The 19,066-nt window shown below is 42.3% G+C and carries 13 protein-coding genes; 5 read left to right on the forward strand and 8 right to left on the reverse strand.

The genetic code is table 11. The features are described from left to right. Positions 1 to 148 precede the first annotated feature (148 nt). Together B9A58_RS11005 and B9A58_RS11010 are read right to left on the reverse strand one after the other, a co-directional pair. Entirely contained in the window at positions 149 to 3,670 is a 3,522-nt protein-coding gene (locus B9A58_RS11005) for an ABC transporter permease (RefSeq protein WP_084372893.1), read from the reverse strand. A gap of 46 nt (positions 3,671 to 3,716) precedes the next feature. Next, positions 3,717 to 4,580 (reverse strand): 3-keto-disaccharide hydrolase, encoded by an 864-nt coding sequence (locus B9A58_RS11010; RefSeq protein ID WP_139793839.1) that lies wholly within the window; start codon positions 4,578 to 4,580, stop codon positions 3,717 to 3,719. Positions 4,581 to 4,712: 132 nt separating this feature from the next. On the opposite strand from B9A58_RS11010, the gene B9A58_RS11015 reads away from it, so the two are divergent. The 3 genes from B9A58_RS11015 to B9A58_RS11025 all read left to right on the forward strand — a co-directional run bounded on the left by B9A58_RS11015 (position 4,713) and on the right by B9A58_RS11025 (position 7,039). After that, positions 4,713 to 5,603, forward strand: a complete 891-nt coding sequence (locus B9A58_RS11015; RefSeq protein ID WP_084372894.1) for a helix-turn-helix domain-containing protein — start codon at positions 4,713 to 4,715, stop codon at positions 5,601 to 5,603. Between the two features lie 97 nt (positions 5,604 to 5,700). Next, the gene (locus B9A58_RS11020; protein ID WP_084372895.1) at positions 5,701 to 6,117 is read left to right on the forward strand and encodes a DoxX family protein; all 417 of its coding nucleotides are present in this window, start codon (positions 5,701 to 5,703) and stop codon (positions 6,115 to 6,117) included. Between the two features lie 76 nt (positions 6,118 to 6,193). Beyond that, positions 6,194 to 7,039, forward strand: a complete 846-nt coding sequence (locus B9A58_RS11025) for a hypothetical protein (RefSeq protein ID WP_084372896.1) — start codon at positions 6,194 to 6,196, stop codon at positions 7,037 to 7,039. A gap of 3 nt (positions 7,040 to 7,042) precedes the next feature. On the opposite strand, the gene B9A58_RS11030 is transcribed toward B9A58_RS11025, so the two are convergent. From B9A58_RS11030 to B9A58_RS11040, 3 genes are read right to left on the reverse strand one after another with little or no spacing between them, the layout of a single operon-like run. Next, positions 7,043 to 7,894: a hypothetical protein gene (locus B9A58_RS11030; RefSeq protein WP_084372897.1), complete on the reverse strand. Its 852-nt coding sequence runs from the start codon at positions 7,892 to 7,894 to the stop codon at positions 7,043 to 7,045. Further along, a complete protein-coding gene (locus tag B9A58_RS20790; protein WP_084372898.1) occupies positions 7,894 to 8,100 on the reverse strand; it encodes a DUF4405 domain-containing protein in 207 nt (68 codons plus the stop codon). The genes B9A58_RS11030 and B9A58_RS20790 overlap by 1 nt, the downstream gene beginning before the upstream one ends. A gap of 1 nt (position 8,101) precedes the next feature. Next, on the reverse strand, positions 8,102 to 8,518 hold the full coding sequence (locus B9A58_RS11040; RefSeq protein WP_084372899.1) for a hypothetical protein: 417 nt from the start codon (positions 8,516 to 8,518) through the stop codon (positions 8,102 to 8,104). 101 nt (positions 8,519 to 8,619) lie between these two features. Here B9A58_RS11040 and B9A58_RS11045 point away from each other — a divergent pair, with 101 nt between their 5' ends. Both B9A58_RS11045 and B9A58_RS11050 read left to right on the forward strand, forming a co-directional pair. Next, positions 8,620 to 9,858: a sensor histidine kinase gene (locus B9A58_RS11045; protein WP_139793840.1), complete on the forward strand. Its 1,239-nt coding sequence runs from the start codon at positions 8,620 to 8,622 to the stop codon at positions 9,856 to 9,858. Continuing rightward, positions 9,855 to 10,550, forward strand: a complete 696-nt coding sequence (locus tag B9A58_RS11050) for a response regulator transcription factor (protein ID WP_084372901.1) — start codon at positions 9,855 to 9,857, stop codon at positions 10,548 to 10,550. Before B9A58_RS11045 ends, B9A58_RS11050 begins: the two co-directional genes overlap by 4 nt. An 11-nt stretch (positions 10,551 to 10,561) precedes the next feature. On the opposite strand, the gene B9A58_RS11055 is transcribed toward B9A58_RS11050, so the two are convergent. The 3 genes from B9A58_RS11055 to B9A58_RS11065 form a co-directional block, all read right to left on the reverse strand. Continuing rightward, positions 10,562 to 10,858, reverse strand: a complete 297-nt coding sequence (locus tag B9A58_RS11055) for a hypothetical protein (protein WP_084372902.1) — start codon at positions 10,856 to 10,858, stop codon at positions 10,562 to 10,564. Between the two features lie 56 nt (positions 10,859 to 10,914). Then, positions 10,915 to 13,284, reverse strand: a complete 2,370-nt coding sequence (gene pbpC / locus B9A58_RS11060; RefSeq protein WP_176214755.1) for a penicillin-binding protein 1C — start codon at positions 13,282 to 13,284, stop codon at positions 10,915 to 10,917. 130 nt (positions 13,285 to 13,414) lie between these two features. Then, entirely contained in the window at positions 13,415 to 18,931 is a 5,517-nt protein-coding gene (locus B9A58_RS11065) for an alpha-2-macroglobulin family protein (protein ID WP_084372904.1), read from the reverse strand. Between the last annotated feature and the right edge of the window lie 135 nt (positions 18,932 to 19,066).

Genomic DNA, 19,066 nt, shown 5'->3' on the forward strand with positions numbered 1-19,066 from the left:
CTGACTAAGCACAGAATCTACATGATTGTATCTGTTCTGTAAGACGGTTAGGTCTTCACGATAAGCTCTTTTTTTCATGGACTGGATATGTCCTTAATTCAGTTACCATTTCACTTTTGTACCAAAAACTCATGAGATTCAGCGCAACTTATTCGTACCTCAAAGCTTTCACTGGACTGGTTGCAGCTATTTTCAATACGACCATACTCACACTCGCCAGGGCTACTGTAAGCAAGGCGACGGCAGACCAGACAAATGGCATGAACCCTAAGGTAGTTTGATAAGGAAACTCCATCAACCATTCTTGCATGAGCAGGTGGGCAATGGGAAGCCCAATTGCCAGTGCTATGCCTACTAATGCGGCAAACTGGGCGAAAATCATTTGTATGATTTGAATAGGGCGGGCACCTAATATTTTTCTGATACCTACTTCTTTTACCTTTTGGCTGAGCATGGCCAGTGCAATTCCTAAAAGCCCAAGGCAGGCAAGAAATAGTGCAACACAAGTGAAAATAGAAAAGACGCTTAGTGTGCGAACTTCACTTTCATATAGATCGCCCAGTTGCTGATCTAAGAAATGGAATTCAAATGCCTCTTCCTGATCGAATTTAGTATATGTCATTTCAATAGCCTCTAGAGTTTGTTGGAAGTTTTTTCCATCTAGTTTTAGCACCATGTGATTGAGCAACTCAGGGCGATGTTGGATAATCAATGGGTTTATGGTTTGGTGCAGGGACTTATAGTGAAAATCTTTTACGACACCAATAACAGTAATTTCCAAATCATATCCGCCCAAATGCCAAGCAAGTTTTTCACCAATAGGTTGCTTAAGGTTTAAACTTCTTGCAGCCGTTTCATTGATTAAAACATTGGTGCCAGCAGAGTCTGCAGCATAGCTGCTCTGAAGTGCGCGTCCTGAAACTAGCTCAAATCCCAGAAGCTCTGTAAGGCCAAAATCGACAAAAACCTCTGTTGCATCTAAATAGTCGGGATGATATTTTACTGAGGTTACGGGATGATTGTCGAATTGTGAACCGGGTAAATTGGATGCTGCTGAAACTTGTTTTACACCCGTAATCGCACGGAGCTCGTTCTGAATGGCCCGAGCCTCAGACAGATTGATTCCTCCATGCTCTACACTAGATGGAATAGGAATAGAGATGACAGCCTCTTGATCAAACCCTAATTCTTTGGACTGCATGAAATCAATTTGCTTCAATATGATCAAACTGGAGGTAATCAGTATGGCAGATACTATGAATTGACAAACGACAAGAAGACTTCTAAGCCTATTGCTTTCCCCAGCCACAGATAGTTTTCCCTTAAGTACGTCTGAAGGCTTGAAGGAAGAAAGAAAAATGGCAGGATAAATTCCGGCTAGAAGCCCAATAGCAAAACAAAGCAGTAGCGCCTTTCCAATGAATGCATAATCTAATAAGTCGTTAAAGGAAAATGTTTTATCAGCGAGTTGATTAAAATGGTTCATCACTAAGCCAGTTAACCCAAGTGCCAGGATCAAAGCAACAAAACAGAAGAGTACAGACTCTAAATAAAACTGTGCCGTGAGGTGCCTGGATACGGCTCCTAATGTTTTCCTCACACCGATTTCCTTGGCACGTTCTACGGATTTGGCAGTAGTCAGATTTACATAGTTGATGGCTGCTATGATCAGGATAAAAAACATGGTACCTATAAGAATATAGACATATAGGATGTTGCCGTTATTTTCCAGCTCCCAGCGCAAGTGCGAGTGGAGGTGTATGTCGGCGATAGGCTGAAGTTCAAATCTGATTTGACCTGTATCAAATCTATCTTTTGCACCTGAGTCCCAGTTGAGATACTGAAGTACCCAATCGCCAATTTTGGATTGTAAATCACTGGGGGAACTTCCTTCCTCCATCAAGATATAGTTGAAATGACCAAAATCTGCCCAGGTCATCCAGTGGCTTTCTGGGTTGATGGCTTTTACAGTTTCGTAAGAGATCAAGGCATTAAAATGAAAATGAGCATTTTTAGGCATTCCTTTGACTACCAGAGACACCTCCATTGGCATATCACTTACATTGAGAATCTGGCCGATGGCATTTGCTTCTCCAAAATATTTGATGGCCATAGCCTCAGTTATGACGAGAGTATTAGGCTCTTTGAGTGCCTCTTGATCGCCTGCAACAACTTCTAATTGAAATACATCCAGAAAGGTGGAATCTGCAAAGTAGAAATCTGGCTCATCAAACTTCAGTTTAAGTTGTTTGTTCTCAACTTTAATTTCTTGTTTGGTCAGGCCAGTTCCGTACCAGGGGGAAAAACTCACGGCATTTTTTACTTCTGGAAAATCTCTCCGTATGGCCTGAGCCATGGGGTGAGGCGTTCGCGTTTGTGAATGCTCAGCAATCCAGCTGATCCTATATATATTTTCGTGATTGGGCAGGGATTGATCATAGGACAACTCATGCGCTATGAATAAGTAAATAAGGATACTACAGGTAAACCCCACTGTAAGTCCGAAAAGATTGATGAATGTGAAAACCTTGTTTCTATTCAGCGTTCTGATAAATGTTTTGAAGAAATTAGTGATCATGGTGCGTTTGAGTTTTTTGGTAAAAAGATGACTCAAACTAAAGGTGCGACCTGTTGATGATGGTTTTTTCCTATTGGGTAGCAGTACTTCCCGATAGGATCGAACGTCTTTCCTATCTCGATATTCTGAGGGTGTGAGGCCCGTGTGTCGCTTGAAAGCTGTATTAAAAGCTGACTTGGAATTGTAGCCTACCAAGGCAGCAATGTTCTCTACCTTGGTATTTTTTTGCTCTGGATCTTTGAGCAAATGGCGAGCCTCGCGTATTCTATATTGGCTAATCAATTCCTGAAAACTAACGCCCTTATTTTCATTGAGCACCTGCGACAAATGATGAGTGGTTGTATGAAGTTGGGTAGCAAGACCGCCGAGCGAAATATCATCCTTCAGATAGAATTTGGTTTCAACCAGGAGCTTATCCAAGTTTTCTACAATCCCAGCTTTTTGTGCGGCAGAGAGCGTTGATTTTTTATACTTGTTCGAAACAGGAATGGGCGAGGCAAAACCAGACTCTCGAAATATTTGAATGTATATAAACAGGAAGTTTATTAAAATGCCTGCCCAGATGAATTCAATCGAGAGAATTTGTCCTAAAAATAAAAAGGATAGGAGCAACAGGATATTTAGCCCAAAGTAATTCCTGAACCAGACTATTCTAGCGCCAGAATTTTGGAACCAGAAGATGCCACGACTAGCAGCTTCCTTTTTTACTTTTTGAACAGAATCAAAAAGAATAACAATGGTCAAACAGTTGACTAACCAGAGCTGATCAAAATAATAGGCAGCTGTGGCTAATACAATTGCGAGTGAAATGAGCCCAACGTGCTTAGGACTGATACGAGAATTTTGTGTGAAGAAAGCAGACCCATACCAGCTGAGCGACAAGGCAGGTGCCATCAGGGAAAGTTCGCGCCAAAATTCATCTGACACGAAGTGAGAGAAGAGGGCAAAACCTAGATAGACAATGACTAATTGACCTAAAAATCTGCTGGCAGGAAATCTGTTTAGTATTAGAAAAAACACAAGTCCAAGCCCAGTAAGGCATGTGCATGCCATCAACATCTCCATCCAAGGCCAGGTCATCCATTGATCCATGGGATGAAATTAGGGAATAAAAGGGAGCTAGGAAAAAGTGTTTACTTTAAAAGTATTTGAGATACTGCTCTGGCATGGCATCTAGTGCTTGGATGGCAATGTCTGTGAAGAAAACTTCAGCTGCCTCACTTTGGATTTGTATTTTGCCCTTGGTCATAGAGACACTCGTTCCATCATCTATATATCGAGAGTTTTTCAAAATCATCACTACCTTTCCATTGACCATGTGCAGGCTTTTTCCATCATAGCTGATCAATTCCAAGGTGTTCCATTCCCCTTGTGGGTTTTCAGCATTTTCACTTCGCATACAAAAACCACCAGCTGCTTGCTCTGCACCCAGACCAATAAAATCTGGAGTCGGATCTGCAATGGGGTTCATTACACTTTCGGGTATATAGGCTCTGATATCAATGGCAGAGTTGGCTTGACTCCAATAGTCTCCCATGTGTCCTTCCATGATCTGAAATTCTTGAGACAGCATCCAAGATCTCCAGTATTCTGCACCCATTGGTCCGATGGAGTGATATAAGATGCCCGAATCTTTTAGCTTTTCTTTTCTTGGGGGCCACTTTTTTTCACCCCATTTCACTTTTAGACGGAGACGATAATTTTCATATTCCTTTTTCGAAATTAAACACCCGTAAATTTCGCCACTCACTCTCAGCATAAACTCACCTGACTTTTCTGAAACCGTAAATACGTCGTGTCCTGCTGGGTTTAACCCAATGGGAGCGATGAGATTTCCTTGAGCATCTCTAGGCTCACTGCCATTATAATCAATTTGATGTCTATAGCTCAAATAAGTGTCCCATTGTGAAAGTTTAGCGTCCAGAAGAGGAGTCCACGGATTTTCTTTGATGGAAAAAGAACAAAGGAGTATAAACAGGGAGTAAATCAGAAAATTTTTCACGGCGATAATTTTCCTAAAACTAAGAGAATGTATGCTAATAATGGGAGGATAATTATCCCAATTGTAAGGGGTGCTTGAGTCATAACTAATCTTTCTCAATGCCGTATTTTAAAAGCCAAATAACCAAATGCCATGAAAAAACTCAAACTACAGCAAACACAAGAAAAAGACTCTTATGATCTGGAAGACTTAAATAATTTTAGAATAGATGTTTTTTCTCCCCTGCATTGTGCTTTGGATGCCTTGGGTGAGGGAAGCCGCCAGAAGGGTTTTGCTATTGTCTGGCTCAAGGATGGAAATGGCACACATGATTTAGATTTGAAAAGGCATTATTACGAGGGTTCGGTCATGTTTGTCTTGGCGCCAGGTCAGATTCATAAGCTGAATCAGTTTACGGAATCTGAAGGGTATGTCGTTCGATTTTCGCCAGCAGTTTTTCAGCACGAACAAGACTTTATGAATCATGTGCTAGATACCTGCTTGTTTGATAGCAATACGTCTTGCCCAGTGATTCAGGTAGATGAAAAAAGCAAAACCACTTTCGAAAGTTTGTTTAGCCAACTGCATGAAGAATTCTTGATTCAAGATGTAAACGCCAGTGATATTATTTGTTCTTATTTAAAAATTCTTATTTCTCAAATCAATCGAATCAAGAGAAAAAAATCTAGTGATCAAGTGCCAATCAATGATGCTGGGTATAAACTCTTCAGAGCATTGAAGATCGCCATTGAAAAAAATTATAAGGAACATCATTCAGTTCAGCATTATGCTGATTTGCTCCATGTCCAACCCAGAGCACTCAACGCAGTGGCTCGAAAATATGCAGATCGTTCGACAGGTGAAATTATTCAAGAAAGACTGCTACTTGAGGCCCAGAGAATTCTCTATCACGAAGACAAACGGGTGAAGGAAATCTGTTATGAATTGGGTTTTGATGACCCTGCCTATTTCACAAGATTTTTCAAAAAACATACGGGTCTGGCTCCACAATTTTACAAGGATCAGGTAGAAGTAGCCCTATAGATCCAAGACTGACCAAAAGTCCATGATATGATCCGATTTGTCCATTAACCAAGGCAACACGCCTTCGTTTCTTTGACCCTAAACAAATCAAAATATCATGGAAACATTAAAAATTGACAAAAACCAAAGCCTTGCACTTTTCATTCAGCGTGTGCTGGTGGGCTTTCTCCTGCTCTTTCATGGCATTGCCAATCTCACTTCTGGATATGCTTTTATCAAAAGTGTTTTTGCAGGATATAGCATGCCTGAATTTTTTGCCTATGGTGCCTTCATTGGGGAAATAGTTGCTCCCTTATTGATTATTGCTGGGTACAGAACCAGGCTGGCCGCTTTAGCCTTGGTATTCAACATGCTGGTGGCTACCCTACTGGCACATTCGGGGGACATTTTCGCATTGAATCAGTATGGTGGATGGGCCATAGAACTACAAGCATTCTATCTCTTTGGTGCATTGGCTGTTTTCTTCTCAGGGGCAGGAGTCTATGCTGTCTCAAAAAACAATAGTTGGGATTAACCATTAGACCAGTAAGGTTTCAAAAACCTTACTGGTCTTCTGCTATTATTCTTTCCAGTCTGAATAAACGAAAATCATGAAGCATATTATTTTTAGTATGGCATTGTTGATTCCCATACAAGTGTTCTGTCAAATGATCGATATCTTTCAGAATGAACAACTTTCAATTTCTCGCCTTTACGCAGGATTAAATTCAACCACACTATTCCAAACTGATAGTATCTCAAGTCAGTCCCAAGTCAACTTGCGTGTAGGAATCAAGTCAGAATTAGCCCTGAGCGATCAAATCATACTTAAAACCTGGGGAGCAATTCAGATCAGTAAATTGCAGCCTGTAGCCGGGTACAATTCTTTTGGGCTAATGACCAAACCTACCAAAAAAATTACCTGGCATGTAGGACTGATTGCCACTCCCACAACTGTGATACGTCCCAACCCCACTACATGGGAAAGTCAGGTAGAAACACATACACAAAGTACCATAATACCCGGTCGGCCAGGAACAAAGGTTTCCTATTCTCTGGCAACAAATTCTATCGTTACCTATGGTTATTTCAATCATGGAGAGTTGTGGGTGCATCATTTGAATATCTCTATTCATGATTGGCGTCTGGCAGGGTATCTTTTGGATGATGGAGCGTATTTTGCTGCTTTTACTTACAGAAAGGGTTGGTTAGAAAACACCACCACTTTTAATTCTGCTAAAGAGCTTTCTGCCTCCTTTTTTATTAACCTAAAAAAAGACTTTGTCCTCATGCTGGACGCGGAGTATGCACTCAATCAAGAGGAGGCGGCCTTCCTTCAAACAGGGATTAGGAAATACATTCAGGCTTCACCAGTTCACCTCAGTGGTTTTTTTGGTTTGACTTATGATTGGAAAACGCAGGTGGTGATCGGGCAAATTTTCATCCATCTGAGCTAGGGGTTATTCATCCATTTCTAAACTCACGACCACTCGATCTATGATTCGTTGAGCTGTTGTGATGGTTGTCAGGTCTGGATATAAATGACCTGTACGTCCAGAGTGATGAGAATGACCTATCAGCTGCATCAGCGTAAAGTAAGGATTCTTTTCTTTATTCAATGTGGCCCGATAGATGAGCGAAGGCTGACCGAGTAATCCTGTACCTCCATGATAAAGGGAGTCATCTGGAAAGTCATATTCTGAGTAATATTCGTTGTCGTCGAAAGCTACATTTACTTCCAGGTAGATGTCGAAATAAACCAAAGAGTCAGGGACTTGACTTTGAACATAAAAATTTCCCTGAGGTGTAGCGCCTGTCATTCCATCTATTACTGGTTGATCAAAAGTGGGAGCGTAAAAGCCTTGTTGTGTTTCTTTGCCCCGGCTATGTGACCAATACGGAAGTGCATCTACCAAACGGAGATTTTGTCTGGAAATGGGATCTGTGCCCTTTTTTTCATCAAAGGATTTGAAATTGTCCGCGGTTCGGCCTGACATGAAAAGGCCTTTTGCGGACGACTCAGTAATGAATAAAGTTTTAATAAAATGGCCATTAGTGTCTGTCACCCAAATCACCACTTGAGGGTGCCAAAAGTGAATGCCGCTTTTGATATCAAGTAACAATTTAGACCCCTGACTTTCGTCAGAAATATAGTAAGAATAGTGCTGTGACCGAACTTCGTTGGCTTGTTTGGCTTTGACCCTCGCTCCCCAAGTCATCATTTCCCCGAAAGGGAAAGCTTGACGATAAGCCATGAAGAATAGGGCAGAAACAATTGCTCCTGCCAAAACAAACTCTTGACGTATATTCATTAGCTTTTTTTATGAGTGTAAGACTTGAAACTCGGCCAATTGTTAGTGAGATGAAGGCCTACACACGCCATAAAGAAGTAACCAAAAACCGTATGAATAGTGGCAAGCTTTCTGGAATAGTCCAGAAAAAAGGAAAGCACTCCACTAACAGCTAAGACAAAAAAGCACAAAGCTGTAAGCAGACTGACCAAGTTTTTGTATCTCATGCTAGTTACTCGCCAATTGGTTTTTCATGGCGGAGAGATCGCTTCGCATACTCGCAACTAATTGGGCTTTGCTGCTGTAGTTGGGAGAGCCAGCTGCTAAATTCAACGTTTGCCTCATGCAAGCCACATCCATATAGAGGATGAGCAAAGTGGCGTCTTCTGAATTGTTTTCAATATCTAATGGAAGATGCTTGAGAGCACTATGACTGATAGCCGCTTCTTTCATTTCGATTTTTGCAGCACCAATGAGTGTTTTCACTTCACTCACTTCACCCCTCAACTTTGTAATGACTTTTGCCTCACCTACTTTGGTGTTGTTTGGACCACAGGCTTTAGGGTCACAGCTTTTGTTGGTTTGAGAAAAACTGGTAGAAACGGTCGCTCCTATTATGAGCAGGCTTAATAGTATTTTTCGCATGACTTAAATTTTTGATTTATTCAAAGTTAGTCTCGTGCTAAAAAAAATTGATCCAACGAATCGTTATACAAACGTTAATGAAAAGTTAAAAAAATGACTTTTTGACTGTTTTGTACGTATTTGCAGATGTGAAAAAGAATAAACTTTGGGGACTGGTGGCTTGTCTGGTTGTTGTGCTGATCAGTCTACTGGTTTTTCAAATCCAGTGGTTGCTCACCTCGGCACAGCTCAAAGAAGACCAGTTTCGTCACAGAGTCACACTGGCCTTGTGCTCGGCTGTGGAGGAACTGGGAAAGGACAAACGCGTCTGTTCGGCACTGGCTTCTTGTTCTGTAAAACAGGGTGGAGGACTAGTAGAATTTGTGGGTGTTCACAATGGACATCGAATTGAAAGCACGGTAGATCGCTATTTGCAATTCTATAAAATTGATATTCCGTTCGATGTGACCCTTTCCAAATCTGAAGCAAAGGCTGATGTGGGGTATGTCCAGGCCAAGATGCCAAACATGGAAAATGCGTCCATCCATATTGACTTCCCTTCGAGACAAGATTTCATCCTATCCGAGCTTAATGGCATGTTTGTTACCTCCTTTCTGCTGATAGCGATTCTAATAGTGATTTGTGGCATTACACTCAAATGGCTGTTTAGGCAGCAACAGATTCAACTAGATACTGTAGATTATATTGATGCTGTGAGTCATGAATTAAAAACACCTATTAATAATATTTCATTGGCACTGACTATGTTGGGCAAACAAATTGATGAGGGCAAAACAGAAAAAGTGAACTACTATATGGACGTGGCTAAATCTGAGAACGAGTCACTTAAAAACAGGATCAATGAAGTATTGGGCATGGGCTCACTCGAAAGGATTTTGGGCAATCAAAAGGATGAAATATGCGACATACATGAACTTATTGAGATTGCCCATTCACGTATGTCTGTCAAAAAAGAAGAGCTGAAGGCAAGCATTGTAATGGACCTTCAGGCTCAAAATAGCCAGATTAGAGGCGATTATAAGGAATTATTGAATGTGTTGATTTGTCTGATTGACAATGCTCTTACTTATGCCGTCAAGGAACCACTGGTACTTATAGAAACATCCAATGCGAATGGGCAGATTCGTATAAGTATCAGAGATAATGGGGTAGGTATACCTGAAGAGCTGCATGATCAAGTGTTTGAAAAATATTTTAGAAATGAGGAGGATGAGTCTGGTCATGGTGTTGGATTATTTCTTGTCAAAAAGATTATTCAGCTGCACGGAGGGGATATCGTATTGCAAAGTAGCTCAGCAGACGGAAGTAAATTCACCATTCAATTACCCATGACCAAATGAAGAAGCAGATCCCAAAACTACTTTTGGTAGAAGATGATAGGCATGCCGGAAACCTGATTAGAGACTTGCTTGAATCAGAAGGATTCTTGGTGAGTTTGGCTTCTGATGGAGAGGAGGGCATTCGGATATTCCAAAGTGGTAAGTTCGATCTTTGTGTGTTGGATTGTATGTTGCCCGGGATGGACGGTTTTGCACTGGCCAAATTGATTAAAGTCAATCAGACTAAAATGCCCTTACTTTTCCTGACGGCCAAGTCCATGAAAGAAGATGTATTGAAAGGGTTCGATTTGGGGGCTGACGATTACTTAACTAAACCCTTTGATCCAGACGAGTTGGTTTGTCGCATTCGTGCAATTTTAAGAAGAAGTGAAAATATTAAAGAAAAGGGAGAAGAAAGAATAGTCACTTTTGGGAAGTACACTTATGACTCCAAAAACCAAAGTCTCTCTATCCGTGGAGAAGTGAGACGAATGACAAGAAAGGAAAGTCAGGTACTCCAGCTTCTGACAAGAGACTTGAATGAGATAGTGAACAAAGAAGAACTGCTACTTACGATTTGGGGCGCCTCGGACTATTTCACTGGCCGAAGTTTGGATGTATTTATAGCTAAGCTTCGCAAATATCTAGAAGATGACCCAAATGTGGAGATTGAGAATGTGCACAGTGTGGGATATATTTTGAAGGCAGTTTGATTGATGAATTATCAGACTTCAAACAACAATCGTTTGCTTTGCTTCACCTCTTCCAATTGCCGTATGTCTACAAAGGACTTTTCAAACCAAAGCGTTACGGTTTTCCCAAATAAGGAGTTAAACTCGTCTTGTAGTTGACAATAGTTGTCAGCGTAGTGCATGGTTGGGATATTGGCGTCAAATCGTACCATGAAGTGAATCTGATCTTTTTGCAATGTAGGGTTGTCAATGATAGACAATTCTTTGACTTTATGCTTTTCGCAAAGTGCTTGGACTCGATTGATATGTTTGGCTATTTCTATGACCATTTACTATCAAAAGTAAAACGGAAGTACAATTCTTGAAATACCTATTAATTGGTATTTTATCTCTCCCCCATCACCTCAAACCTGAAATTCAACTCCTGTCCCTGACCATCTAATAGGTGCAGCTCATGTTGACCCGGTTTTGTAAATAGCCCCAGTTGATGAACCCGCTTGGTGCTGCCCAGGTAGATTCCATCCAAATGCCAGTAGATGGTTTCTTTGGTGTCGCTATGTGCAGCTTCAAAGATGGTTTGCCCATAAGTGCCGTCTAGTTCCTTAGGGATATACACTTTGGCATTGGGTTTTGGATAGATCATTTCAAGCGTGGTGGTTTTTGACGATTGGTCACAGCCAGCCAAAAATTTAGGCGGGCTTTGGTAATCTGTGTTGTACTGACGATAGTACCAAGCTTGGACGGGTGGCAGGGCAAACCAGCTTTTGTGTATCATTTGATTCACGTCATAACAAGAACTATTGACTTGATAGGTTTGCGTTTTGTCTAAATGAATGAGTTGATGAAAGCTACAAGCAGCTGAATTTTCTATCGTAATTGGCAATGAAACCTCTTCCTTGTTTTCACAATTAGGATTAACCTTTTGTCCGCTCTCCTTGCAGATTTCAAAAACCTGTGTTTCGCTCGTTGGCACCTCATCAAAGGGGTCACTTTCTAGTTGCTCAAAGATCTGGAACATTAGGGGTGCGGCGGCCTTTCCTCCGACCAGTCCAGGTCTACCCTCTCCATCTGCATTGCCGACCCATACACCTACAACATAGCGGCCGTTGAGCCCAATCGCCCAGGCGTCGCGAAAACCAAAACTGGTGCCTGTCTTCCATGAAATAGGCGTGGAGGAGCGAAACTGCTCCCAGCCTGCAAAGTCCTCAGGCCTGTGCAAACCTTTCATGGCTTGGAACATAGACCAGATCGAGGCAACGCTCAATTCCTCTGGGTTTTGCATAGTAGCCAATGGTGTTACTGCCTGATTCGTCAAATATTGATGTTGGATATAATTATCCGCATCATATTGGGCAGTGATAGATTGGTCAAAGGAGTGGCGATAAACTCGGTACAGATTGGCATACATATTTACCAATTCGTCGAGGCTGGATTCAGCACCACCCAGAATCATAGACAGACCATAATGATCAGCTGGCTTGTCGAGACTCTTCATTCCAATCCTCTGTAATTTTTGATGAAATTTCTGATAGCCATATTCTTTCAAAAGCATCACAAAAGGTAAGTTGAGGGAGCGGGTCAGGGCTTCGTCCGCATGCACGGCTCCATGATATTGCAAGTCGAAATTCCTTGGGGCAAATCCTTCAAAAAACACAGGATAATCACCAAGCAACTGCTTTGGGGAGAGCTGTCCTTCGTCAATAGCTGCAGCATACAAAAATGGTTTCAGCAAACTGCCTGTACTTCGTTTGGCCTGAATGACATCTACAGATGGACTGTGTATTTCTTCTGCATTCACATTGCCAACATAGGCTTTGGTTTCACCACTCAGTAGTTCCACGACTAGTGCTGCTCCATTAAAAATGTAATTGGCATTCAACTGCTGTACATGATTTTCTGTCAGTCTTGTTACTGTATTTTGCAAGCTGACATCAAGTGTCACCTGATTGCGAAGCCCCTTTTTTCCATCTTTGATCAATTGACCTAAAAGATGGGGAGCGAGTTGTGGGAGGTCATGAGGCTGTCCGGGGAGTTCCTCTGCCTTGGCCAATGTTAAAGTAGTTGCATCAAAATATCCGTTTTGATGAAGCTTGGTTAGCAAAAGGTCTCTTTTGCCTTTGTAGGCCTGGTCGTTTTTACCAGGAAAGATGATAGAAGGTTGGTTAGGCAAAACTGCGAGAGCGGCAGCTTCAGCCCAAGAGAGCCGTTCAGGCGCACGATTGAAATACCGCCAGGAGGCTGCAGAAATCCCCACCACATTTCCCCCAAACGGAGCATGGCTGGCATAGAGCATTAGAATCTCATTCTTAGCATAAAGAAGTTCGAGCTTGATCGCCAATACGGTTTCCCATAGCTTTTGGAAAATGGTTCTGGGCTGATTGCCTCTAGCCATACGAATGACCTGCATAGAGAGTGTACTCCCCCCTCGTTTGATGCTACCTGATTTTACATTAGTAATAAAAGCTTTGAAAATAGAAATAGGATTAACTCCAAAGTGGTAATAGAAGTACTCATCTTCGAAGTGCAGCAGTGCCGTTTCAAACTTAGTCGGCAAGCTATCAACCCTAGGGAATCGCCATTGACCATCATCTGCAATTCGGGCGCCCATGAGCTGGCCGTCTGCAGATTCTATTGTGGTGGTATAGGGTTGATCAAATAGGGGATCAGGTAGTGGAAGCAGCAAAAACAAAATCGACCCGAGCAGCAGGAGCTGCACGAGTCGGTTTTTTAAGATTTTTGTGATTTTCTTTTTCATGTTTGACATCGTCATCATTCGACTCTTTCGGCTGATTCGTCCCTATAGCAACTGAAATCCGAATCTTAGCTGCTTGAGTCGAACGGATTCCTCGGATAAACCGGGGAATGACGGTTAAGCTTACACGTTGTTACTCCACCACACTCACCCACTGCCCTGCCGTTCGTGCATAAATCGAATGGTCATACATGGCTTCTACAGCCACGGCAGGCAAATAGAATTTACCTTTGTATGACGCATTGAGTTTGATCTCAAATGTCTTCTTTTCATTTGGTTTCAAATCAAAATACTGCATCACACGATCATCTCGAATATCCATGTAATCTGGTTCATCCCTAGCTGAGATTCCAGATGTATCATTCAATCGGGTGTTGATGATTTCCCAGCCTGATGGGAAGATTTGAGTCAATGCCAAATCTTTGTATTCCCCTCTTACTCCTGGGTGTTGAATGGTCACCACAGCAGAGAAGTTGGCACTTTGTTTTAAATCGGACACGGTTAATGTTTTACCATTTTTGTCCCTATAACTGACTGTCATTTTGATGTTTTTGGCATCAGCCGTTTCGTTTCCGCCAAGCGGAATGCCTGTTCTGATCATTCGGGCGTAGAGTGGTGCATTTCCAGCATTTTTGATCATGACTGGTTGAGACTTTTCTTTTTCTTCTATTAGGATCTGAGTCACGTATTTTCCTTTTTGGAAACTGGCAGCCACACTACCTACATTCACTTCAAAATTCACCTCCTCATTCAATTCTGCCCCTTTGGTATAACTCGCAATAGCGACTAAGCTATAAGCTGTAGTTTGTGTGCTCATCCATCGATTTTTGTCTCCCATCTGCAGGGCTATTTCTTCAAGAATGGGATAAGCCTCTTCTTTTCTTTCCAATACAGAAAGGGTTTCCAAGATCATGGCTCGATCGCGAAGTCTGGAACCATAGGTGTAAGAAGGCTCATCATATTTCTCCACTGTTTTTGACAAACCATCTATCATGGTTTCGGCTGGCCCTTTGTGTCCGGCAAGGGCGTAGGCCAGTGCCAGTCGCCATTTGGCGACCGAACTGATGTCATCCATTTCCTTCATGCGATTCATGGCTCCCAATACCTTTTCATCCGCTAAGATCAAGGTATATAACCTGTAGGCCTGGATGAGATCATTATCCCTTCTTCCTCCTTTCGACCATTGATTGGCCTGCTTTTTTTGAAATTTTGTCCAGCGACTCAATAAACCTTCAGGTACGGCGTAACCCTTCTTTTTAGCTTCCAACAAGAAGTGTCCTGCATAGTTGGTGCCCCAGTCGTTTTCTTCGACCTGGCCTGGCCAGTAAGCCATGCCTCCGTTGACGGTCTGGAAACTACTGAGTCTTTGAATGGCCGCATTGATGTTGGCACTGATCTGTTGCTTACGCTCTTCAGACAATGGAACAAATTCTTCCAAATAAAGCTGTGCAAAAACGGAAGATGTCGTTTGCTCAATACAGCCATGTGGGTAACGGATCAAGTACTGAAGTCTTTGCTCCAGGTTCAATGATGGTAGAGAAGAAAGTTCAATCAAACCCTGATTTGTGCCGATCATACCAAGTGGTTGATAACTGGCGCTCCAGCTATCATTAGCTGAGATCAATTGATCCTGTACTTCTACTATCTCAGGGTTAGAAGCTCTTACATCTAGCTCAATTTCATGGTTTGAAGTAATGCTACCGCCTTTGGCACTTACACTAATTTTTGCGAAACCAAGAGACTCAGCTGCCTTCACTCTGAAATAAACAATCTGCTCACCAGGTTGGGCGAATTTGATGGTTTGCGTTCCATCACCTATTACTTTCAACTTACCTTCTTCCTTTACAGAAACGGTGACTTGTTTGATTTTGGCATCATTCACAAAAACGGTGACTGGCAAGTCCATTTCTTCTCCTGGCCCGGCTACTCGTGGCAAGGTAGCTAGTACCATTACGGCTTGTTTCACTGGAGTAGTTTGCTCTACAGATCCATAAGCACCTTCATGAGCAGCCACCACCATAGTTCGTACACTTCCCACATACTGTGGCATGGTGATTTCATGTGAGGCAGTTTCTCCCGCCTTCAATTGGAAAGGCCCGAGGTATTTCACCACAGGCTTAAATCGATTGGCCTTCTTCGCATCTTGTGCTTCCAATGGAGCATCTCCACCTATCGCCAATAACCTTTCTAATTTTCCACCATAAGCGCCAATCACGTCATCATACAAATCCCAGGTTTTTATACCCAAAGCTTCTCTTGCATAAAAGGTTTCCCATGGAGATGGTGTTTTGTATTTCGTCAGATCCAAGATACCATCATCTACCATGGCGACAGAGTAGGCCATAGTCCTGCCGTTTTGTTCGCTCACTTTCACCTGAAAAGTCTGTTCAGGGTTCAGTTCCTTTGGCATGGCAATCAATGGCTTCAAAGTGGTGTTAGGATCTACTACTTTGATGGATTGAATGCCATACATGCGAATGGGCAAATCGTTGGCTGTTTGCGCGTGAGGCTGTATCAAGCTGATGTGTGCGTATACATTGGGTGACATATCAGAAGTAGCCTCAAACTGGATGGCTGTAGCTTTTTCTTCTGTCTCTACCCAAAACGATTGAATGATCTTTTTGCCCGTTTCTAAACTGACCAAAACTCTCCCGCCTTTGGAACTTGGGAAGGTCAACTTTACTTGCTCACCTACTTGGTAATCAGATTTTTCTACTTCAAAGTTGAGCATGCTCACGCCACCAGCGTCACCACGTTTGCCTTTGCCTGCCCATCCGGGCCAGTCTATATAGACTACTTGTCCCGCGCTATGACCAGAAATCGGATCTGTGACTTTTACATAATATCTACCCCAGTCTGGATATTTTACGTTCAATTCCCATTTGCCTTCTCCGTTAGTGGTATTAATGGTCGTGTTTTGTATTGGTGTATTATAGTTTCGACTGACATAGTTGCCAATATCGTCATAGCTGTTGTCCCACCACCAGCGCCAGCTGAGCTTGTAGAACTCTACTTCCACATTTCTTCTACTTACCGGCTGTCCTTTGGCATCTACCGTGACTATTCGAATGTTGTGATCTTCATCAGTCAGTAACATGCCTCGCTTGTCTCCTTCAGGTGCTTTGATCCCTACAAAAGAGGTGTATGGATAATAAGGAATACTCACTTGATCAATGCTAAAATTGCCTCCTTCTTCATATACCTTTCCGCTAAAAGTGGCCTTTAATGCTCCAGGAGGATTGTTTTCCACAAACAAATCCAGGTTTATTTTGGCGAATCCATTGGCATCTAACCGACCAGAGAATACCTCCTGACTTTCGGCATAGAAGTATTTGGATTCGTCATCAAAACTGAAGCTGGGATAATCTTCGAATGTGGTTTTTACAGGAGATACGACCAGCTCATATTCAGCCTTCAATCCGCCAGCTGTTGCGCCATGCAACCACTTCACATTGAGATCTCCTGAGATATTTTCATCCAGTGCTGTGAGCCTATCCTTTTTGAAATCCAAGTCAATTTTTAAACGATTGGGTTTGATAGTTTCAATTTTCAGAGACTTGGTGAATGTAGCACCTCCTGCTTTAATTACTGCTTGCCAGCGTCCAGTAGGCGCATCTGTAGCAGTGGCCAGGTTGAAGGCATACATGCCAGATACTGATTCTGTCTTTACCATTTTTTTGACTTGCTGACCTTGTGGATTATTGAATTCCAGGACGACAGGATAGCCTTCAGGCAATGTGTTTTCCTTGTCTTCCAAAATAAATGTCAGGTAGATATCATCTCCTGGGCGCCAAACGCCTCGTTCACCATAGATAAAGCCTTTGACTCCTTTTTGAATCTTTTGGCCTGTGACATTGAAATTGCTCAAAGAGAGCGAAGAGCCGTCATCAATTTTGAGATAACCCATTTGGTTTCCAGATTTTGCGACAAGTAAGAAGGGTTTGCCTTTCATCTTGATTTTGGCCTGGCCGTCTTTGCTTGTGATGCCAGAACCAATGATCTGCTGTTGATAATCATACACAGCTAAACTCACATCGGACAAGGGTTTGGTGTCGAGCATGTTGGTAGTGAAAACGTGTAGGTCGCCGTGGTCACTTCTTTTGGCTACTAAACCTAAATCAGAAGCCAGTACCAATTTAGTTGGAGTACCTCGATACATATAGTAAGAATCGTGGCACGGGTTCTCACGTTCGCGCCAATCGTAGTTATTGTATGAGTAGTAATTTTCATAGTTGTCCCAGTTGCTGCTTTCTTCCTGATTGCCCCAAGCTTCTAAATCTTCCAATTCCCCTTCTTCAGTGTCAGGACAGAAGTAAGCCGACTGCCCCTTGCGGAAACCTAATTTGATCTGGTACATGGCGCCTGGTTGAATTTTGGTGAACTCGGCAATATCTAAAGTGTATCGATTCCATTGATTAAGATCAGTTACCCCTGTTTCCAACAGGTTGATGGTTTTTCTGGCCACAGGACGGCCTACACGATTCAGCTCATATTCATCGCCCATGCTATTTACCTGAAGGTATTGGAGAATATTGTCTTCAAAGATCTGCACGATGGTCACATCAACAGCTTTAAGTCCCACTGCTTCAAAGGGAATAATCAACCCTTCAGAATTTGGAATGATGGTACCACTATTGGCGGCCATTCTCACCTCGGGTTTGGCTTGTGTCAATTCCAATTGTTTCGTAAAATCTTCTTTGAGCGTATATCCAGCAGAGTTTTTGATTTTGGAGAAAATCTTGAGGATAACCGTCCCATCTACTTCTGCGGTTGGGTAGAGTTTCAATTCGTTTTGATCTATGACATATCTGGGTTGATTACTACCTAGCGTGATGAATCCTTTCAGGTTTTGTTTTGGCATCAGTGGGTCTGAGAACAAAACCGAAAGGTAGTCCTGTGAACCACGTGCGATATTGACCGACAATACTTTGTAATCATTGATAGAAGGAATTTCATAATCCAAATCATCAGATTCTTCTACCCGAATGCTCGTTCCATTCCATGCGATATTTACCTTGCCTGGTTTTTCCTCTCGCTTCACATTTTCAATCGTAAACGAGTGGCGAGTCGGAGACGCGTGTGTCCAACTGATTGTTAGAGCGTTTTGGTTCTGAGTTGCACTGAGGATTTGTTCAACTGCTTTGCTATCTACATTGTCAGCCGTTTGTACTTCTCCGTTCAGCTTTACTTTGGACAGATCTTTTGGATCATATAAAGCCATCCCAAGCCTTTTGACCTCAAAATTTTGAGGGATGGTTCTGAATGCAAACTTGAAGTCTCCTTTATCTTTTGAATCAGGTAGGATTTGAGCCAAATTGAAAGTGGCACTGTAACTGACGCCATTTTGTAATTTTGCTTCTGGTTCGAAGATGATGGTTCTGCTGTCTTCCCAATAAGCTTTGCCCTTTAGTTTTGGTTCAAACTGGAAGAGACCAGAAGATGCTTCTGTACCTGGTTTGATTTCTGCTACTGGTTTGGCCATTTTGATTTTAATCTTGGACTGGGCAGAGATGACACCAGAGGTATAGGCCGAGATATAATCTACAAATAGGCTTTTGGCTTGGTCGAAGTTAGGTCCTTCGATTTCATTTTTCTTTGAGCAGCTAAAAATGAATAGTGCTGCTATGCAGGCGAAGAGGATTTTTTTCATGGAAGTTTGCGGATTATTAATGGTGCATAAAAATAGGGGATTGGGTTTGAAACTTCATATTGTACTGCTAGAAACTAAGGAGATTTTTCCAGTCATTTGGCCTCCGTCAAATTCTTTGCGAAATGACCAAAGAGA

This window comes from Reichenbachiella faecimaris (assembly GCF_900176375.1).
Taxonomy (GTDB): Bacteria; Bacteroidota; Bacteroidia; order Cytophagales; family Cyclobacteriaceae; genus Reichenbachiella; species Reichenbachiella faecimaris.

What these genes read in the sequence shown, in the direction of transcription:
- B9A58_RS11005 (WP_084372893.1), bottom strand. Translation starts at nt 3,670, where the DNA reads ATGGATCAATGGATGACCTGGCCTTGGATGGAGATGTTGATGGCATGC.
- B9A58_RS11015 (WP_084372894.1), top strand. Translation starts at nt 4,713, where the DNA reads ATGAAAAAACTCAAACTACAGCAAACACAAGAAAAAGACTCTTATGAT.
- B9A58_RS11020 (WP_084372895.1), top strand. Translation starts at nt 5,701, where the DNA reads ATGGAAACATTAAAAATTGACAAAAACCAAAGCCTTGCACTTTTCATT.
- B9A58_RS11025 (WP_084372896.1), top strand. Translation starts at nt 6,194, where the DNA reads ATGAAGCATATTATTTTTAGTATGGCATTGTTGATTCCCATACAAGTG.
- B9A58_RS11030 (WP_084372897.1), bottom strand. Translation starts at nt 7,894, where the DNA reads ATGAATATACGTCAAGAGTTTGTTTTGGCAGGAGCAATTGTTTCTGCC.
- B9A58_RS20790 (WP_084372898.1), bottom strand. Translation starts at nt 8,100, where the DNA reads ATGAGATACAAAAACTTGGTCAGTCTGCTTACAGCTTTGTGCTTTTTT.
- B9A58_RS11040 (WP_084372899.1), bottom strand. Translation starts at nt 8,518, where the DNA reads ATGCGAAAAATACTATTAAGCCTGCTCATAATAGGAGCGACCGTTTCT.
- B9A58_RS11050 (WP_084372901.1), top strand. Translation starts at nt 9,855, where the DNA reads ATGAAGAAGCAGATCCCAAAACTACTTTTGGTAGAAGATGATAGGCAT.
- B9A58_RS11055 (WP_084372902.1), bottom strand. Translation starts at nt 10,858, where the DNA reads ATGGTCATAGAAATAGCCAAACATATCAATCGAGTCCAAGCACTTTGC.
- pbpC (WP_176214755.1), bottom strand. Translation starts at nt 13,284, where the DNA reads ATGAAAAAGAAAATCACAAAAATCTTAAAAAACCGACTCGTGCAGCTC.
- B9A58_RS11065 (WP_084372904.1), bottom strand. Translation starts at nt 18,931, where the DNA reads ATGAAAAAAATCCTCTTCGCCTGCATAGCAGCACTATTCATTTTTAGC.